19 protein-coding genes are annotated in these 17,772 nt (G+C 39.5%); 7 read left to right on the top strand and 12 right to left on the bottom strand.

What is annotated here, in order from left to right; genetic code table 11:
• Positions 1 to 40 precede the first annotated feature (40 nt).
• Positions 41 to 589, top strand: coding sequence for a TetR/AcrR family transcriptional regulator (locus tag MMP60_RS04055; protein WP_241335082.1), 549 nt, complete (start codon positions 41 to 43; stop codon positions 587 to 589).
• Between the two features lie 158 nt (positions 590 to 747).
• Here the strand turns inward: MMP60_RS04055 and MMP60_RS04050 are convergent, their stop codons facing one another.
• The 6 genes from MMP60_RS04050 to MMP60_RS04025 form a co-directional block, all read right to left on the bottom strand.
• On the bottom strand, positions 748 to 990 hold the full coding sequence (locus MMP60_RS04050; RefSeq protein ID WP_136695439.1) for an acyl carrier protein: 243 nt from the start codon (positions 988 to 990) through the stop codon (positions 748 to 750).
• Between the two features lie 185 nt (positions 991 to 1,175).
• Positions 1,176 to 1,412: an acyl carrier protein gene (acpP, locus tag MMP60_RS04045; protein ID WP_136695438.1), complete on the bottom strand. Its 237-nt coding sequence runs from the start codon at positions 1,410 to 1,412 to the stop codon at positions 1,176 to 1,178.
• 86 nt (positions 1,413 to 1,498) lie between these two features.
• The gene (gene fabG, locus MMP60_RS04040; RefSeq protein ID WP_241335081.1) at positions 1,499 to 2,233 is read right to left on the bottom strand and encodes a 3-oxoacyl-ACP reductase FabG; all 735 of its coding nucleotides are present in this window, start codon (positions 2,231 to 2,233) and stop codon (positions 1,499 to 1,501) included.
• On the bottom strand, positions 2,230 to 3,216 hold the full coding sequence (gene fabD / locus MMP60_RS04035; protein WP_241335080.1) for an ACP S-malonyltransferase: 987 nt from the start codon (positions 3,214 to 3,216) through the stop codon (positions 2,230 to 2,232). The genes fabG and fabD overlap by 4 nt, the downstream gene beginning before the upstream one ends.
• Positions 3,217 to 3,413: 197 nt before the next feature.
• Positions 3,414 to 3,599 (bottom strand): 50S ribosomal protein L32, encoded by a 186-nt coding sequence (gene rpmF / locus MMP60_RS04030; protein WP_004638135.1) that lies wholly within the window; start codon positions 3,597 to 3,599, stop codon positions 3,414 to 3,416.
• 79 nt (positions 3,600 to 3,678) lie between these two features.
• Positions 3,679 to 4,239, bottom strand: coding sequence for a YceD family protein (locus MMP60_RS04025; protein WP_241335079.1), 561 nt, complete (start codon positions 4,237 to 4,239; stop codon positions 3,679 to 3,681).
• Positions 4,240 to 4,334: 95 nt separating this feature from the next.
• On the opposite strand from MMP60_RS04025, the gene MMP60_RS04020 reads away from it, so the two are divergent.
• The 3 genes from MMP60_RS04020 (at position 4,335) to MMP60_RS04010 (ending at position 6,607) form a co-directional block, all read left to right on the top strand.
• Positions 4,335 to 4,997 carry an elongation factor P hydroxylase gene (locus MMP60_RS04020; RefSeq protein ID WP_241335078.1) on the top strand — a complete coding sequence of 221 codons (663 nt, stop codon included), beginning with the start codon at positions 4,335 to 4,337 and terminating at the stop codon, positions 4,995 to 4,997.
• Positions 4,998 to 5,065: 68 nt separating this feature from the next.
• On the top strand, positions 5,066 to 5,875 hold the full coding sequence (locus tag MMP60_RS04015) for a hypothetical protein (RefSeq protein ID WP_241335077.1): 810 nt from the start codon (positions 5,066 to 5,068) through the stop codon (positions 5,873 to 5,875).
• A gap of 114 nt (positions 5,876 to 5,989) precedes the next feature.
• A complete protein-coding gene (locus MMP60_RS04010; protein WP_241335076.1) occupies positions 5,990 to 6,607 on the top strand; it encodes an L-threonylcarbamoyladenylate synthase in 618 nt (205 codons plus the stop codon).
• A 10-nt stretch (positions 6,608 to 6,617) separates the two neighbouring features.
• On the opposite strand, the gene MMP60_RS04005 is transcribed toward MMP60_RS04010, so the two are convergent.
• Positions 6,618 to 7,337, bottom strand: a complete 720-nt coding sequence (locus tag MMP60_RS04005) for a GNAT family protein (RefSeq protein ID WP_241335075.1) — start codon at positions 7,335 to 7,337, stop codon at positions 6,618 to 6,620.
• Positions 7,338 to 7,585: 248 nt separating this feature from the next.
• On the opposite strand from MMP60_RS04005, the gene MMP60_RS04000 reads away from it, so the two are divergent.
• From MMP60_RS04000 to rluB, 3 genes are read left to right on the top strand one after another with little or no spacing between them, the layout of a single operon-like run.
• Positions 7,586 to 8,380 (top strand): segregation/condensation protein A, encoded by a 795-nt coding sequence (locus MMP60_RS04000; RefSeq protein ID WP_241335074.1) that lies wholly within the window; start codon positions 7,586 to 7,588, stop codon positions 8,378 to 8,380.
• Entirely contained in the window at positions 8,377 to 8,976 is a 600-nt protein-coding gene (gene scpB, locus MMP60_RS03995) for an SMC-Scp complex subunit ScpB (protein WP_018677874.1), read from the top strand. Before MMP60_RS04000 ends, scpB begins: the two co-directional genes overlap by 4 nt.
• A 41-nt stretch (positions 8,977 to 9,017) precedes the next feature.
• A complete protein-coding gene (gene rluB / locus MMP60_RS03990; protein ID WP_241335073.1) occupies positions 9,018 to 9,965 on the top strand; it encodes a 23S rRNA pseudouridine(2605) synthase RluB in 948 nt (315 codons plus the stop codon).
• A gap of 62 nt (positions 9,966 to 10,027) precedes the next feature.
• On the opposite strand, the gene MMP60_RS03985 is transcribed toward rluB, so the two are convergent.
• From MMP60_RS03985 to MMP60_RS03965, 5 genes are all read right to left on the bottom strand, one after another.
• Complete coding sequence (locus MMP60_RS03985; RefSeq protein WP_241335072.1) at positions 10,028 to 11,749, bottom strand: ABC transporter ATP-binding protein; 1,722 nt, start codon at positions 11,747 to 11,749, stop codon at positions 10,028 to 10,030.
• 13 nt (positions 11,750 to 11,762) lie between these two features.
• Entirely contained in the window at positions 11,763 to 12,905 is a 1,143-nt protein-coding gene (locus MMP60_RS03980; protein ID WP_241335071.1) for an ABC transporter permease, read from the bottom strand.
• A 10-nt stretch (positions 12,906 to 12,915) separates the two neighbouring features.
• Positions 12,916 to 13,854, bottom strand: coding sequence for an ABC transporter permease (locus MMP60_RS03975; RefSeq protein WP_241335070.1), 939 nt, complete (start codon positions 13,852 to 13,854; stop codon positions 12,916 to 12,918).
• A gap of 12 nt (positions 13,855 to 13,866) precedes the next feature.
• On the bottom strand, positions 13,867 to 15,885 hold the full coding sequence (locus tag MMP60_RS03970; protein WP_241335069.1) for a M3 family metallopeptidase: 2,019 nt from the start codon (positions 15,883 to 15,885) through the stop codon (positions 13,867 to 13,869).
• A 67-nt stretch (positions 15,886 to 15,952) separates the two neighbouring features.
• Positions 15,953 to 17,767 (bottom strand): ABC transporter substrate-binding protein, encoded by a 1,815-nt coding sequence (locus tag MMP60_RS03965; RefSeq protein WP_241335068.1) that lies wholly within the window; start codon positions 17,765 to 17,767, stop codon positions 15,953 to 15,955.
• Between the last annotated feature and the right edge of the window lie 5 nt (positions 17,768 to 17,772).

Below are 17,772 nucleotides of genomic sequence, written 5' to 3'. Positions count from 1 at the left end.
GAACGATCGGTACAAAAACAAGTAATCTGAGTAATTTTTTATGGATAAACCAACATTGATTCGATCTTTGTTAAGTATTTTTAGAGAATACGGCTATGAAAGTGCATCTTTATCTAAAATCTCAGAACGCACAGGTTTAGGTAAAGCCAGTTTGTACCATCATTTTCCAAATGGAAAACAACAAATGGCACAAGAGGTTTTGCGCTATTTAGAACAATGGCGCGAAGACAATATTTTTATTCATCTACAAAGCCGTACCCTACCCATTGAACGTTTAGAAGCTTTAACAAATTCATTGAAGCAGGTGTATGAAAATGGTCATGTAGCATGTATTTTGGCAGTTTTGACTTTGAGTGAAGCTCACCAAATATTCTTACCTCAAATCCAACCTGTCTTTTTAAGATTAATTGAAAACATTGCACTCGTTTTACAAGATGCAGGAATGACAGAGGATCAAGCTTTAGAACAAGCACAAGATACCGTGATACGCATTCAAGGGGCTTTAATCTTATCTAGAGCATTACAAAGCCCAACACCTTTTTTACAATTGATGGATAAACTACCTAAACAATTATTAAGTAATATTTGAATTCTATAAAAAGGCGCATAGCGCGCCTTCTTGACTTGACGCAATTATCATCTTAAATACGTCTTGTAAATCTATGTATATTTTTAAGTTAATTCTTAATAGAGAACCACAAAAACGACTCCATGCTGCTTTCGATCAGCTCAAAGCATTATTGCAATTTATGCATCTTCTCCCACAATATTCGCCATATAATCAATTGCAGATCGAACTGTGATAATTTTCTCTGCCTCTTCATATGGAATTTGAATACCAAATTCTCCTTCCAAAGCCATAATAAGCTCAACTACAGCTAATGAATCAGCGCCTAAATCATCTGTAAAAGATGCATTAGGCAAAACCATGTCTTCATCTACACGAAGTTGCTCAATAATGATCTCTTTAATACGTTTTGCTATATTCATAAAATTCCCTTTTGTTGTTATGGTTTAATAAATTATTCTAAATAGCATAGATTTTATACGCCTAAATAAACTCTTTTCATACTCAGAGTCTATTTTTTCTTGTAAAAATATGTATAAACCCTCTCAAGCAAAAGTTGAACACATAAAAAAACCACCTTGCGGTGGCTTTTTATCTTACAAAATGATTAAGCAAGTTTTTTACTTACATAATCAATTGCAGATTGAACAGTCGTGATTTCATTTGAATCTTCATCAGGGATGGTGATATCAAAATCATTTTCAAAAGACATAACTAATTCAACTAGATCTAAAGAGTCAGCACCCAAATCATCCATGAAAGATGCTTCGTTTTTAATCTCTTCAGCACGAATACCTAATTGTTCAGCTACTGCATGTTTGATACGTTGTTCGATATCGCTCACAGGAATTCTCCTCATTGCTTGTGGCGTTTTAATTTGCCACTAGTTTAATTGAATATAAAATTTTTTAAAAGTTTATACATCGCCACTTAGGCCATGTATAAACCACCATTTACGTGTAAAACTGTACCAGTAATGTAACTAGCCTTATCACTAGCAAGGAAACTCACTGCATTCGCAATGTCTTGAGGTTCACCTAGACGATTTAAAGCTACTTGATCACTCATTTTTTTACGAACATCTTCGTTTAACTGATCAGTCATTTCAGTGGCAATGAAACCAGGTGCAACACTGTTCACTGTAATCTGACGACTACCCATCTCTTTGGCTAAACTACGACTGAATGCTTCAATCCCTGCTTTTGCTGCCGAGTAGTTGGCTTGTCCAGGGTTGGCAAAATGTGCAACCACTGAACTAATATTAATAATGCGACCAAAACGTGCTTTCGTCATGCCTTTAAGCACACGCTTAGACAAGCGATAAACAGCTTTCAGGTGAATGTTGAGAATGTCATCCCAATCATCTTCAGACATACGAAGTAGCAAATTATCTTTGGTAATGCCTGCATTGTTGACCAATACCAACACTGAACCATATTTTTGCTCAATGTCTGAGACAAGTGCATCAATCGCTGTGCCATCACGAACATCGAGTACAGCACCTGCTCCATGTTCAGCAAAACTTTCTGTGAGTTTTTGCGCGCCTGATTCAGAAGTCGCGGTACCAACTACAAAAAAACCGTCTTGAATGAGTTGCTGTGCAATTGCTGCGCCAATACCTCGGCTTGCTCCTGTCACTAACGCAACTTTTCGTTGTTGTGTCATGCAATTTTTCCTTCAGCCACTAACACTGCGTTTAGGGCATCTTCCATACGTGCTTTGCTATCAATGGCAAATGCTTTTTCTATGTTCGGTAATCGCTTGGCAAGATTGCTGAGTACTGTACCTGGTCCACATTCAACCACATACTGGATACCTTGATCTTGTAGATACTGCATGGTGCGTGTCCATTGAACTGACTGATATAACTGAGCCGTTAATGCCTGACGTAACTGTGCAACATCTGTCGCGATTTCCGCGTTGACATTTTGTATTACAGGAAGGCGTGGTAGCTCAATGGCAGTTTGTTCCAAAGCTTCAGCAAACTTTTCTGCGGCTGGTTTCATTAAAGTACAATGTGACGGTACAGAAACAGGCAATGCAATCGCTTTACCTGATTGTTCTTTTGCTTCAGCCATGACTTGCTGAACTAGAGCTGCACTGCCCGCAATAACAACCTGACCCTGTGCATTGTAATTTGCAGCGTCAACTGAACCTTGACCCGTAGCAGATGCACTCTTACAAAGCTCAATCACTTTCTCATCTGCCAAGCCAAGAATTGCAGCCATTGCACCTTCACCTTGAGGAACAGCGCTCTGCATCAATTTTCCACGTACATGTACCAATTTAACCGCATCGGCTAAAGTCATTGCTTCTGCTGCAACAAGCGCGCTGTATTCTCCTAAAGAGTGCCCAGCCAAGTATTTGGGAGCAATACCACCGAGTTCTAACCAAACACGCCATAATGCAATGCTCGCAGTCAGTAATACAGGTTGCGTATTCTCAGTTTGATCTAAACCTTCACCACTTTGGGCAATATGCCAAAGATCGAAGCCAAGCGCTGAAGATGCTTCTGCAAATGTATCTTGAACGACACTAAACTGCTCTGCAAGTTCAGCCAACATGCCTACTTTTTGTGAACCCTGACCAGGAAAAACAAATACTGTTTTTGTTGCTTGAGCAGCCTGCTCAAGTCGTTTAGTCGACATATAAAAATCCTTAAAATGGTCTATCGCCAATTTCATCAACACCCATGATTTTACATGAGAATGACAACAGACTCTTTTCCGATGCGGCAATTTACCATTTATTAATTCGTTTTTTAATTGCGAAAAACAACAAAAAAGGGAGCTTTCGCTCCCATTTTTTCTATACTTTAAGCTAACGCTTAATGCATATAACTCAATTATTCAGCATCAGCTGCTTTAGCGAATAATTGACGACCACGGTAAATACCATCTTTAGTCACGTGGTGACGACGATGAGTTTCACCCGTAGTTTGGTCTACAGATAATGCATTCTCGGTTAAAGCGTCATGTGAACGGCGCATGTCACGGCGAGAGCGACTTTTACGGTTTTGCTGAACGGCCATGATGGCTCCTTACAAAGATCGAAAAAATGGATCAGAACAAATTCAGTTGTCTTAACTCAACATTATAGCACAAATTGTGTTATGAGTTAAGTTTGCCTTTCAAACTTGCCAAAACATCAAACGGGTTATCCCGTTTTTCTTCGACAACGTCCTGAATGGCAGGTTGATGTTTATGCTCACAAACGTCATGTTTGGGAGACAAAGGCATCAACAATAACAATTCATCTTCTAGCAATGCGAGCAAATCAATGGAAGCAGGTGTATCGAAATCACCTTTTTTCGAAGATTCGCTTTCACCTAAAACGATGAAATCAGCATCCTCATCCAATCGCTCTATCAGTGACTCATCATCAATGAGTGCTAAATGAACATCTGATTCCAATTCAATTGCAACAGATCCCAAACAACGTTGGCATTCCATTGGAACTTTGGTTTCAATCTGTGCATCTAACCATACAATGCGATGATAGATATCCATTGATAGCTTACAGTCTATGTTGATCAATTGATCATCAATTGAACCAACAGCTTCTCGAGCAATACGAGCAAAGCGAGACAATGGCAGTGTTCCTGACCATGTAAAGCCCTGTTCAGCCCATTTAAATGGCTCGATTTGGCTTGGAAAAGTATTTGCTGACATAATTAAGGCGGCAATTCTACAAATTCATCGGTACTCTGTCAAAGATTAAGATACAATTTTGCACTTCTTTAGACAGAACTCGTGGTAACACAGCAATGCATCTGTTGCAGCCGCAACTTGAAGTAACAACTTCATTACTTGTTAGCCCCTATTCAACCCCAGTCCCTACGTTAGTGCCAAATCAAGTGCAACGTTCATCTTGGCAAAAGTTAACAACAGAACTAGAACAGGTTGATTGGCTTATTTTACACTTTAATCACTGGTTTTCCCACCATAATGTCACACTTGTTAGAGGTGATTTTGAACCAGAATATTTCCCAGCCACTTCTGAGCACCCTGCAAAGATCCAATTTGCCCATGGTTTTTTTAATAGTGCCTTGCATGAAATAAGCCATTGGAGTATTGCTGGTGCACAACGTCGTCTGCTTCCTGACCTTGGTTATTGGTATGCTCCAGATGGTCGCAGTACGGAACAACAGGCACTTTTTGAACAAGTTGAGATTAAACCTCAAGCGATTGAATGGTTATTTGCGACCGCCTTTGGTCGAAAATTCCGCGTATCTTTAGATAATTTGACAGGTGATGGCGGCAGTGGACAACGTTTTAAAGATGATGTTTTTACACAAGTACAACGTTATTTTTCTGGTGAAGCCAAGCTACCCCATGATGCAGCCCATTTCATTTATTACATCTGTCTTTGTACGAGGCAAGGAAAAAGTTTATGTAGTAATGAATTTAGCAGAAGTATTTTAGATTAAAATGAATATGTTGTGATAATACCTTATCTTCTCATCATTTCTTAACTCATGTCTAGGACATCAATTACGTGGATCAACAACAGCAAATTGAGGCATTATTAAAAAAAATTCAACAAGGATTTTATGATCAAGATAATGAAATTTTTAAAATCGTATCATCATCTAGGGAATTATTACCCTCTCTTTCCAACTTACATACAATTCGAGAAAGAAAAAGAGTGATCTTAAATGTTATTAGATTTTCAATCTTTATGAGATCACTCTGCATATTTGTTTGCCTATTCTTTATTCTGATTATTTTTAAATCGCTGATAACATTCGAAGTACAATTCAATAAAGATTTTATCTATCGATTTTGTTTCCTTAGTCTTTTTATTTATGCCTTGTATAAACTCATCTCATCAACTCGTTTTAATCTAAAAATTATAAATTCTGTCAAGTATTTAGATGAGTTTATGCCTCCTAACTCTATCACAACACAAAGGCAAAAAATTGAAAATGCTCAAGATTATAATTATCAACGATCTAGGACTAACTCTAAGTATTTAAAGCGAAGATTTGCGCAGCAACGTAGAAAAATCCAAATTATAGGCTGCATAATAGCATCTGTAAGTTTGCTAATGCTCATCTATTGTTTTCTCCTCCCCCCATCTTCACTTTTCAAAAGTGTAATGCTTCTTCCCTTCTTTCTTATGGTAGGAATTGGGACAATTTTAAGTCCAGGGATACATAATGATGAATTAAAATTTCTATATGGAACTGAAAAACCTTCATTCAAATTTTATCCAAAACCGTTAAAAGTATGTTTAATTATTTCTTTATTTCTATGTTTTTTAATGGATTTATGGAGACAAGGATTGTTCAGCATTTATTTATAAAATAACGACCTAAATAATATTTAGCATTCTTCATTAAATTACAAATTGCTGTTTTATATTAATATTTTTAAATATAATATAAGAGAAGATCATGAGCATCAGGGAGTTATCATAATGTTGCATTTACATATTCATCCTGAAAATCCACAGGCTCGTTTAATCACTCAAGCAGTTGAACGTATTCGTTCAGGTGACGTTGTGGTTTACCCAACGGATGCAGCGTATGCAATTGGCTGTCAAATCGGAAATAAAAGCGCGATGGAACGGATTGCGCAAATTCGTAATTTAGGGGCAAAGCATCAATATGCCATTATGTGTTGTGATTTATCTGACATTGCCACTTATGCCAAAGTCGATAACGCCATGTATCGCCTGTTAAAAGCCAATACCCCTGCTGTCACCACCTTTATTTTGCCTGCGACTAGTGAAGTGCCTAAGCGTTTAATGCACCCTAAGAAAAAAACCATTGGTCTACGTATTCCAAGTAATCCAGTTGCCCAAGCTTTGTTAAAAGAACTAGGCGAACCCTTATTAACCAGTACATTGATCTTGCCTAATCAAAAAGATCCGCTTGATGATCCTTATGATATTGAAAACCAGCTAGGTAAACGTATTGATGTGTTTATTGATAGTGGTTTTGGCACTTTATCAACCACGAGTATTGTAGATTTATCAGGAGAAAATCCTGTAGTTGTCCGTCGTGGTGTCGGTGATGTCAGTGCTTTTGAGTAAGCACTGATCTTTAATCGATAAAAAATTCTGAAAGACGTTGTTTCTGAAAACCTTGCGCATCAAAATTTTCAGGACTGAGCCATTGCTGATAGGTTTTCTCCAAGTCTGACCATTCTTCATCAATAATTGAAAACCATGCCGTATTTCGGTTTCGATTTTTCACAATCCTATCTTGACGAAATAAACCTTCATATTGAAAACCAAAGCGTAATGCTGCGGCTTTTGATGGGGCATTACAGTCATCACATTTCCACTCTACACGTCTAAAACCATTTGCAAAACATTGTTGTAATAGTAAAAAGATCACCTCAGTTGAAGCTTTAGATTTTTTCATTTTATGGGAAAAATAAACATTACCGATTTCTATCACAGCATGCCCAAGTCTTGGATTTAAGAGTGCAATCCAACCTTGCACCTCTCCATCAACTTCAATCAAAAAATGGGTCGAATCTTTAAAACCAAATAGATTTTGTAAATTATTTTTTAATGCAATTTGGCTTTGCGGTGCAGAATAAGGCAAATACGTCCAACATTCTTCACTAGGCTCAGTGACGACACAATCCCAAATTGAATTTGCTGCTTGCTCAGATAGACCCTCAGCAACATCAATTAAGTTGATATATTGCCCTTTCAGCGTCCCTGAAATGGGTTGAATTGATAAATTATGCTTGAGTGAAAAGCCAACATTTTGACCGAATTCATTCTGTTGTGTTTTTAAATAATTTTTCATAATGATTTATAATGTAGGAAAAATAAGCATTTAGATGATAATTTAAGCATAAAACTTTTATATCGCCTACATCAAATTGCATAATATGAAAAATACCCTGACAACTTTAAGGTTTTTGTAAGTGAGTAATTTATTAAAGTATCGATTTCGATTAGAATAGCGCTGCTCTTTGTGGTATGTGTCATCCCTTGAACACAAAAAAATCATCCTTTCATGCTTTTGAAAATTCGCGTGGCTTATAACGGTATATGAATCAAATTCTTCCTTCTCCATTGGAATTACTTCCCTCCATTCGTGTGCTTGACGAGTGGCAAGAAGTCATACCTGAAGATTTATATATACCACCTGCTGCATTTGAAATTTTACTGGAACAGTTTGAAGGTCCACTAGACTTTCTGATTTATCTGATTCAAAAAAATGGCTTTGATCTTTTACAGTTGGATATTTCACCGATTGCGACCCAATATTTATCCTACATGGATAGTATGAAATCACTCAATATTGAGTTAACAGCAGATTATATGGTGATGGCTGCATTACTTGCTGACTTAAAATCACGCTTACTTCTCCCCAAACCAAAAGTTGTAGATCAATTTGAAAAAGATCCAAAACAAGAATTGATTGATCGCCTCGAAACTTATTTACGCATTAAACAAGCAGCAGAAAGATTAGGGCAAATGCCAATCTTTGAAAGAGATACTTTTAGTACCAATGTCAGTATTGGGCATATTGCACCGATCTATGAAGGTTATGATGTTGATGCTTTACGTGATGCATTATTCTGCATTTTTAATCGCCCTGAGCCAATCACCCATGTTGTCGCTCAAGAACCTGTGCTGCTCGAAGAACGCATCGCTTTTATTCAAAGTCAGCTCGCGTCAGGTCAGGCGTTGAGTTTTATTCACTTGCTCAATCCACAACAAGGTCGCATGGGCATGGTGGTGACGTTTATGGCTGTGCTTGAGTTAACCCGTCAACAGAAAATTCAAATTATTCATTCTGGAATTGAAGCTCCATTGACAGTTAAAGGTATTGCTGCATGAGTCTAGATTCGTTTGATCCCAATGAAGGAATGTCACTCGAAGACATTCATCATGATGTTTTATTGCAAATTGAAGCAATTTTGTTCGCTAGTGACTCACCAGTTTCACTTGCAAGGCTAAAAGAAGCATTTCAAAACCAATATAATAAGCAGCAGTTACGTCAGTTCTTGCAACAACTTGCTGTGCTACAACATGGGCGCTCGATTGAGCTGATTGAAACGGCACAAGGCTTTCGTTTTCAAGTACGAGCCAAGTATCGGAATATTATTGCCCAAGTGTGGCCCGAACGCCCAACAAAATTATCACCCTCATTACTCGAAACAGTCGCAGTAATTGCATATCATCAGCCAGTAACACGTGCTGATATTGAGCAGATTCGTGGTGTATCGAATAATAGCCAAATTTTAAGAAATCTATTTGACTGGAACTGGATCAAAGAATCTGGTTTTAGAGATTTGCCTGGAAGACCTGCGTTGTTAGTAACAACGCCCCAATTTTTAAATGCATTTGGTCTAGCGTCGCTAGGTCAATTGCCTCCCCTACAGAACGCCAAGGAAGCATTCATGACACTTGACGCACATGCGCCGAAGTCTTGAGAAGGTGAACTGTTGATCATTATGTCTAAGGTTGTGCTGTCATGAGTGAAAAATTACAAAAGGTTTTAGCGAGAGTCGGGCTAGGCTCGCGTCGCTATATGGAAGAGGTTATTGCTGCTGGTCGTGTCAGCATCAATGGTCGTATTGCCCAAGTTGGTGAACGTATCGAACCAGGTGATGAACTCCGTATCGATGGTCGTAAAGTACAATTTCAAATCGAAGATGAAATTCGTCGTCGTGTTCTCATTTACTATAAACCAGAAGGTGAAATTTGCTCACGCAATGACCCTGAAAAACGCCCGACAGTGTTTGATCATTTACCGCAAATTGCCAATGATCGTTGGGTCATGGTTGGTCGTCTAGATATTAACAGTACAGGTTTATTGTTATTCACAAATGATGGTGAGCTTGCTAATCGCTTAATGCACCCTTCAAATGAAGTTGAGCGTGAATATGCAGTCCGTGTGATGGGTGAAGTGACCCCTCAAATTCGCAATACCATGTTGAAAGGCGTAGAACTTGAAGATGGTCCAGCGAAATTTGAATCATTCTCTGAAATCGGTGGTGATGGTATCAACCGCTGGTATCAAGTCGTGGTAAAAGAAGGTCGTAACCGTGAAGTACGTCGTATCTTTGAATCACAAAGTTTAAAAGTCAGCCGTTTATTACGTACTCGCTATGGCACGATCATTTTGCCACGTGAGCTACGTACGGGTCGTTGGATGGAATTGGATAAAACCGATATTGACAATTTAGCGAAATCTGTTGAATTGAAACCACGTCAAGGCACAGGCTTATTTGGTATGGCAAAACGTCGTACTGAAAAGATGGCTGAGAAACCTTTAGCTTCACGTCGTGGCGGGTATTTACGTCAACAACGTCGTGATGATGAACAAGATCAACCGCAACAACGTTCAAATAGCAATGCTAACAACAATAGTAATGGACGTAAAACGATTGGTTTTAATAAAGGCTTCAAAAAACCTTAATTATTTGCACAAAAATATAAAAAACGCTCAGATTTGAGCGTTTTTTATTGCGCTTAAAGACCTCATACGATGCCCTGTGGGATCGCATTGAGTAATTTTTTGGTATATTCATGCTGCGGATGTAAATACAATTCATCCGAATTGGCAATTTCAACCAACTCACCCTGATTCATCACCATCACCTGATCTGAAATGTATTTCACGACAGATAAATCATGCGAAATAAAGATATAACTCAGACCAAACTCATCCTGCAAATCTTGTAAAAGATTCAGTACCTGCGCCTGCACAGAAACATCCAATGCAGAAACTGACTCATCACAAATTAAAATCTCAGGCTTTAAGGTTAAGCAACGTGCAATCGCAATCCGTTGACGCTGCCCACCTGAAAACTCATGCGGATAACGGTCATAAGCTTGTGTTGGTAAACTGACGCGCTCCAATAATTCCAATGCCATTTTTTTGCGTTCAGCATCATTTTGACCAATACCATGAATCCGCATCGGTTCTAATAAAATTTGTCCGATGGTAAAACGTGGATTGAGTGAAGCATATGGATTTTGAAAAATGATCTGTATCTTTCGCTGATACTGTGAGAACTCTTTCTCGGTCATTGCAAGAATATCTTTCCCCCCAATCAGCGCCTGCCCGCCCGTCGCCTCATGTAAACGCATCAGCAATAAACCAATCGTAGTCTTACCTGAACCTGACTCACCAACAAGACCAAGGGTTTTGCCTTTTGCCAATTGGAAGGATACGCCTTTAACCGCCTGAAATTCCTCTCGTCCCCATAAACCTTTACGGCTATAAAATGACTTTTTCAGGTCTTTAACGTCTAAAATGATCTGTTCATTTCCAACTAAGCCACGTGTGCGCTGTTTTATATTCAGTTCAGATAAACTGCTCACTTCAACCCATTGCCCATTTTCCTGTTTCATAAAGTCACTGGTGATCGGCAAACGATAGGGACGTGTCGCTAGCTGAGGACGACAATGCAATAAAGCACGGGTATACACATCTTTCGGTTGTTGCAGCACTTGTTCAACGAAGCCACTTTCACGAATCTCACCATGACGCATGACAATCACTTCATCAGCAATTTCACCCACCAATGCTAAATCATGGGTAATGAACAGCATCGACATTTGATGACGTTGACGTAAAGATTCTAATAAATCAATGATCTGCTTTTGAATGGTGACATCTAAAGCCGTGGTCGGTTCATCCGCAATCAATAATTTCGGCTCACAGGCGATTGCCATCGCAATCATCACCCGTTGCTGCTGACCACCTGAAAGCTGACTTGGATAAGCATCAATCTTGGTTTCTGGTGCAGCAATACCGACTTCTTTTAGTAATTCAAGTACCCGTACTCTAGCCTGCTTAGGTCTCATGCCTAAATGAATACGCAGCACTTCGGCAATCTGATCACCCACCGTAAATACAGGATTCAGCGACGACATCGGTTCTTGGAAAATCATGGCAATTTCTTTACCACAAATCTTACGCATTTCTTTGGCTGACAAATTTAGTAAGTCTTTATCTTCAAAGCGAATTCGACTTTGTTCAGCGATTTGGCTTTGTCCTTTCGGCAATAAACCCATCACGGCCAATGAAGTCACAGATTTACCACTGCCCGACTCACCAACCAGTGCCACAGTTTTATTTTTGGGAATCGAAAATGAAATGCCTTTCACCGTTTCGATCCACTGTTTATTTTCATTTTTAAAACTGATCTGAAGATCTTCTACCTGTAATAGCGGTGTTTCATTTTGAGGTTGCATATTTTTCTCTCCGCTATTTCAACTTAGGATCTAAAGCATCACGCAATGCATCGGTAAACATGGAGAATGCGGTGACCAGAATAACCATTGCAATCGATGCCGCTGCCAGTTGCCACCATTTGCCCAAGATCAATTCGCTTTGCGCTTCATTCAACATACTGCCCCAAGACACCACACCGACAGGTACACCAAAACCGAGGAAGCTCAGAATCACTTCAGATTTAATGAATGACACCACCAAAATCGAAATTTGAACCAAGGCGATATGACTCACGTTTGGAAATATATGTACAAACATACGGCGTAAGTGACTGACACCAATCGCCTTCGCTGCAAGTACATATTCACGCGATTTGTGCTTCATATATTCAGCACGAACCAAACGAAATACCCCCGTCCAACCCGTTAAGCCTAAGATTAAAACAATCGACAGAATTCCTTTCTGTTGGAGTACTGCCGCAATAGCCAATACCAATAACAGATAAGGAATCGAAGTAAAAATGTTATAGAACCAGTTCAGTACATCATCAATCCAACCGCCAAAATAACCTGCAATTGCACCAAGAAAAGTACCAATCACCACTGCCAATAACGCAGACAATAAACCGACCAGAATTGAGGTTTCAGCACCTTTAATGGTTTTCAGCAAAACATCTTGTCCCCACTTATCTGCCCCAAAAGGCAACGTAGTTTTTAACGCTTGTTTTTGATCGAGTAAGTGTCCTCCAAGCTGCTGATCAATCTGTCGCATATCTTCAGCCAAAGGATCAATCATGCCATAGCTATCAATCGCAGAACTGCCTTGTTGCTCAGCCTGAATTTCTACATTGAGCTGTTGGATTACATCTTTCAATGGATCGACTGGATTTTCAGGCAAAGCGGCTGCGCTTTCAGTATTTGCCTTAATTTGATCAGACTCGGCATCCGCTCCTAAAAATGTCGGTGGCGCATAACTGACGGCAACTTCTTTATTCCAATTTGAGGCAATCACCCCTGTCATCGATAATGCGAGCAGGATGAAATAAAATAACACCACCAAAAAAGACACCACGGCGATTCGATCTGCCTTTAATCGATTCAAGGCTAAATGCCACAATCCTGTTGATGCAGGAGATTCACTTGAGGAGGATTTGCCTTTAAAAATTGTACTGAGCATTGTCATCCTCCTATTTCAACTGTACACGAGGATCGAGGAGCTTATAAATCAGATCAGCGATCAAGTTAAAAATCATCGTGAGCGCAGCGATATATACAGTAATGGCTTTAATCACGGGGAAATCACTACGCTCAACCGCAATAATAATTTCCCGTCCAATACCTGGAATACCAAAGAAACGTTCAATCAGGAAAGCACCTATCAACAATGCAGGCAGACTCGCCATGACTTCAGTGACGATTGGAATCGAGGCATTACGCAGTACATGTACACCCAGTACCCGTGATTCGCCCACACCTTTGGCGCGTGCTGTACGCACATAATCTTGGTTAATTTCATCCAAAATAAAGCTACGATACAAACGCAGTGTTGGGGCAATACTCACCACCAACATAATTAAGATGGGTAACAAAGAATACTGGAATAAGTTTTGACTAAAACGATCACTCCAACCCTGTACAGGAAACCAACTGAGTTGATAAGCCAAAACATATTGAAACACAATGATATAGACCAAGATACTAATCGACATGCCAATGGTACACAGCATCATCACCATACGATCTGTCAATGAGCCACGCACCGAAGCAATCGCTAAAGCCAAAACAATAGAAATGACCGTTTGCAAAATCGTCAGTGGAATCAATAAAGTCAGTGACGGTCCTAAACGCGTCAGAATAATCTGTGAGACAGGTTCACCTGTACTCCAGCTTGCACCATAGTCAAAGGTCAAAATTTGCTGAATAAAAATCCACAATTGCACATAATAGGGCTGATCAACCCCCAATTGTTTACGGATGTTTTCAATTTGCTCCGGGCTAGACATTTTCCCTGCCAAAATATATGCAGGATCGCCCCCCACCCAGTTAAACAAAAAGAAAATCAGCAAAATGACACCCAACATGGTCGGGATCATTTGCCACAGTCTACGCACGACATAAGCAAGCATGATGGCAAATCCTTATTTAACCCGTTGACCTGTAATTTCACTAAAGAAGGCTTTGTTATCGGGTTCTCTGCCTAAGAAATCTTTGACCAGTTGAGCTGCATTCTTTTGACTGCCTTGAGATAAGATCGTTTGGCGGTAACGCTGACCCACTTCAGGATTATTCAAGTTATCCCCAAAAGCAGACAACATATCCAGAGCCAAGACTTCAGACCACATATAACCATAGTAGCCCGCTTGATATCCCATCAGATGTCCAAACTGCCCAGGAAATTCAGTCGTTGGGACATAACCCAATGCGGTTGCGGATTCCATTTTTTTCCACACATCCATTGGCTGTACTTTCAGTGCATCTGCACCATGCAAAGCCATATCGTACTGTGCATAAAGCGTTTGACGAGCATAACGTAGACCACGCCCATAATTGTGTACTGATTTAAGACGCTGAATTAATGCATCATCAACACGTGGACAAGCCGGATCACAATAGTCAGCCACTTTAGACAAAGTTTCCTTACGGCGTGCCCATTCTTCATACATTTGTGAGGGTGCTTCAACAAAGTCACGCTCCACAGAAGTACCGGACTGACCTGAGTAACGGGTTCTCGATAAAATGCCATGTAATGCATGACCAAACTCATGTACAAAGGTTTCAAGTTCATCACCATTTAAACCTTTGCGATTAAAGTTGGTCACTAATACTGAAATTGGTTTACGTTTACTTAGCGTACTACCACCATATACGCCCCATACCGCAGCATGCCCATATTTACCTTCACGTGGGAACTTATCCATATATAAGCTACCCAGTATTTCACCAGTTTTTTGGTCTATGACATCGTAATATTCGACTTCTTCTTGCCATGCATCGACTTTAGCGGCTTTAAACTGAATACCATATAAATTTTCAGAAATCGCAAACAACCATTTTTGTGCAGCGAGTGTTGGGAAATAATCACGGAGTTTTTCTTGGTCAACCTGATATTTGTCTTTACGGAGTTTTTCACTCCAATACGCCATATTCCAACGGTTAATTTCAGCTTGATCTAAGCTTATTTTCAAACTTTTGGCTTTAAAAGCGCGCAGTTCTTCTACCTCTTTTTGTTCTAAAGGCGCAACCACGTTATGCACATCCGCCAAAAAATGATTTACCGTCTTCGGATTTTTCGCCATGCGTTTTTTTAAAGCCCAATCGGCATAGCTTGATTGACCAAATAGTTGTGCCTGTTCATAGCGCAAATCAATAATTTGTTTAAGTAAAGTTAGGTTTTTTTCTGTGCCGCGACGTGTAAATGCGGTTTGATAACGTTTTCGAGCATCATCACTGTCAGCCAACTCCATAAAAGGTTGATATTCAGGATAGTCGAAACCTAATAAATAATTGCCTTTGTCATTTTTCTTTAAGCCTGAAATATAACTTTCAGGTAGCCCCTTTAATTCGGCTGGCGTGAATTCTAATTTCTCAGGATTATCACGGACATTACGGGAGAACTCTTGCGAAAGTTTGGTGAGCTCATCCAATATATTTTTTAAACGTGCTCGTTTTTCAGGTGCAAGCTGCACCCCTGTATCTTCAAATTGATCAAGAATATCTTGACGATATTTACGATCAATTGGATCTGTTGTTTTAGTATTTTTAATCCGTTGATACAATTTGGGGTTCTGATAAATTTCAGTCTGCAACTGATTGATTTTTACTTCACAATCATCAGCAGTCTTACGAAATTTCGCATCGGGATCCACATTACTATATAAGCTAATTGGTCCTGCGAAGTCTTCAAAACTCGCCATCAATTGATCCCATTCAGCTAGAATAGGTGCCGCTATAGATTGCGGTTGAATAGATTGTTTTTCTAATTGAGAAATACGCTGTTGTAAATTTTGTAAATTCGCATCACACCATTCTGCACTATCATTCAGTTTGAAAAGAGGTAGAGTCGCAGTTGTATTCTCTGCCCATACACCTTGGCTCATCCCTGTCATTACCATAGATAACAGACCCAGCGTCGATTGTTTCAACATGCTCTTCGCCATTATTATTTCTCTCCAATTTAATTTCATTCATATATTGTTTAGGTTTCTCACGAACCTTCTTTCGACACTATGGTTTGTTTTGTTGAATATCGATATACATCCACTCTGCGGGCAGAATTGGGTGTTTTTTATAGCCAATCACTCGAGGTTGTGCCACGACAGTACGGTAACGAGTCGACATAAATTGTACAGGGGCATAAAACTCTAGCAATCGTGACATTTTACGATATAACAAATCACGTTCAGGGCCATCAGCAAGTTTCAATGACTGTTCATATAAACGATCATATTCTGGCAATTTAAAACAAGTATGGTTGGTGGCATGAATATTGTTGCCATAAAACAACTGTACAAAGTTATCTGCATCAGGATAGTCTGCAATCCAAGCAGAAGCCTTAAACATGGTTTTACATTGTTTTTCAGCCTTTAAACCTTCCGCAAAAGGCACAGGTTTAGAAACCATATTGACTTTAATATTGGCTAATTCTTTCTTTAGGAGTTCAGCCATCTGCATACTTCGTGCACTACTACTCGATGGCATAAATTCAATCACCAGTGGCTTGCCATTCGGCAACATCCGCCAACCATCTTTGCCCACGTTGTAGTTATAACGATCAAGTAATAAATTTGCTGCTTTTACTGAATATGGAATGCTGCTTTTATAATTGGGATCATGCCCCGCGACACCATAAGGAATCGGCGATTCTAATTTTTTGGCGTTCCCTTTGGCTAAAATGCTGATAAATTTCTCTTTGGAAATTGCCATCACCATTGCACGGCGCAAAGCAATTTTCTCTTTACTCACGCCACCCACCACAGGATTTTGTATATTCCAATACAAGTAATCAATTGAAGGGTCAGCAATACGTGAAAGTTGAATCCCTTTTTTTGCTAACTCTGGCTTTAACTGACCATCTTTTAAAGCTTGTGCAGGTAATTCACCATCTAACGTAAATATATCTAGCCCATCTTTTTGGAACGACAACCATCCTGACTGTGATTCTTCAATCACCTGAATATCGACCACACCAATCTGCGGCATTTTTTTGCCTTGCATTTGCTGTACGATTTTCTGATCTTCAGGATGGGTCGCTTTAAAATTCCATGTGTAACCGCGATAATCAGGATTTGCTTTCAAAATAATACGCGAACCTGGTGTCCATTGTGCAAGAACATAAGGACCTGTCCCCACAGGATGTCCCATCGCATAGCCTGCTTTATCACGATAGTGTTCAATCACTTCACGCGCGACTGCACCTGTTGGCTGATGTGCAAGTAACATTGGAAAATTATAATTTGGCTCTTTTAATCGAATCACCAAGGTATAACGATCAGGTGTTTGTAAACCGCTAATTGGCTGATCATAGTTAAATTTTCCAGTTTTAGCTGCCTGCTGAATCACGGCATCAAAACCCGTAATTCTATCTTCAAACAACCAACTGTTGGGTGAATGCAAATTTGGATCGAGCAAACGTTTAAAAGAATAGGCATAGTCTGCTGCAGTTAATTCTCTCGCTTTACCTTTAAATACAGGATCAGGGCTGAAATAAATCCCTTTTTTTATTCGAATGGTATAGGTCAAACCATCGGTACTTACTTCTGGCAAAGCCACCGCTGTATTTGGAATCAGTTTTGCGGGTGAAGCTAAATAGTCATAGGTATATAACGTTTCAAATACTGAATACAAAATATGCGCTGAATATAAATCTTGTACTGCGACAGGATCAAATCCAGTCTCAGCCACGGGAAAAGCATAACGTAACACTTTATTCGGATTAGCTGGACTTTTTGCTTGTGTATAGCATGCACTCGCACTTAATGTTGTGCCGAATAGCAGAGCTAGAGCATAACTTGGCATTGAATATTTGAAATTTTGCTTCATCCTGA

Origin of the sequence: Acinetobacter sp. ANC 4805, assembly GCF_022549495.1 — a bacterium.
GTDB lineage: Bacteria > Pseudomonadota > Gammaproteobacteria > Pseudomonadales > Moraxellaceae > Acinetobacter.
The sequence above is the reverse complement of the archived record's forward strand: the minus strand, read 5'-3'. Positions and strand labels throughout refer to the sequence as shown.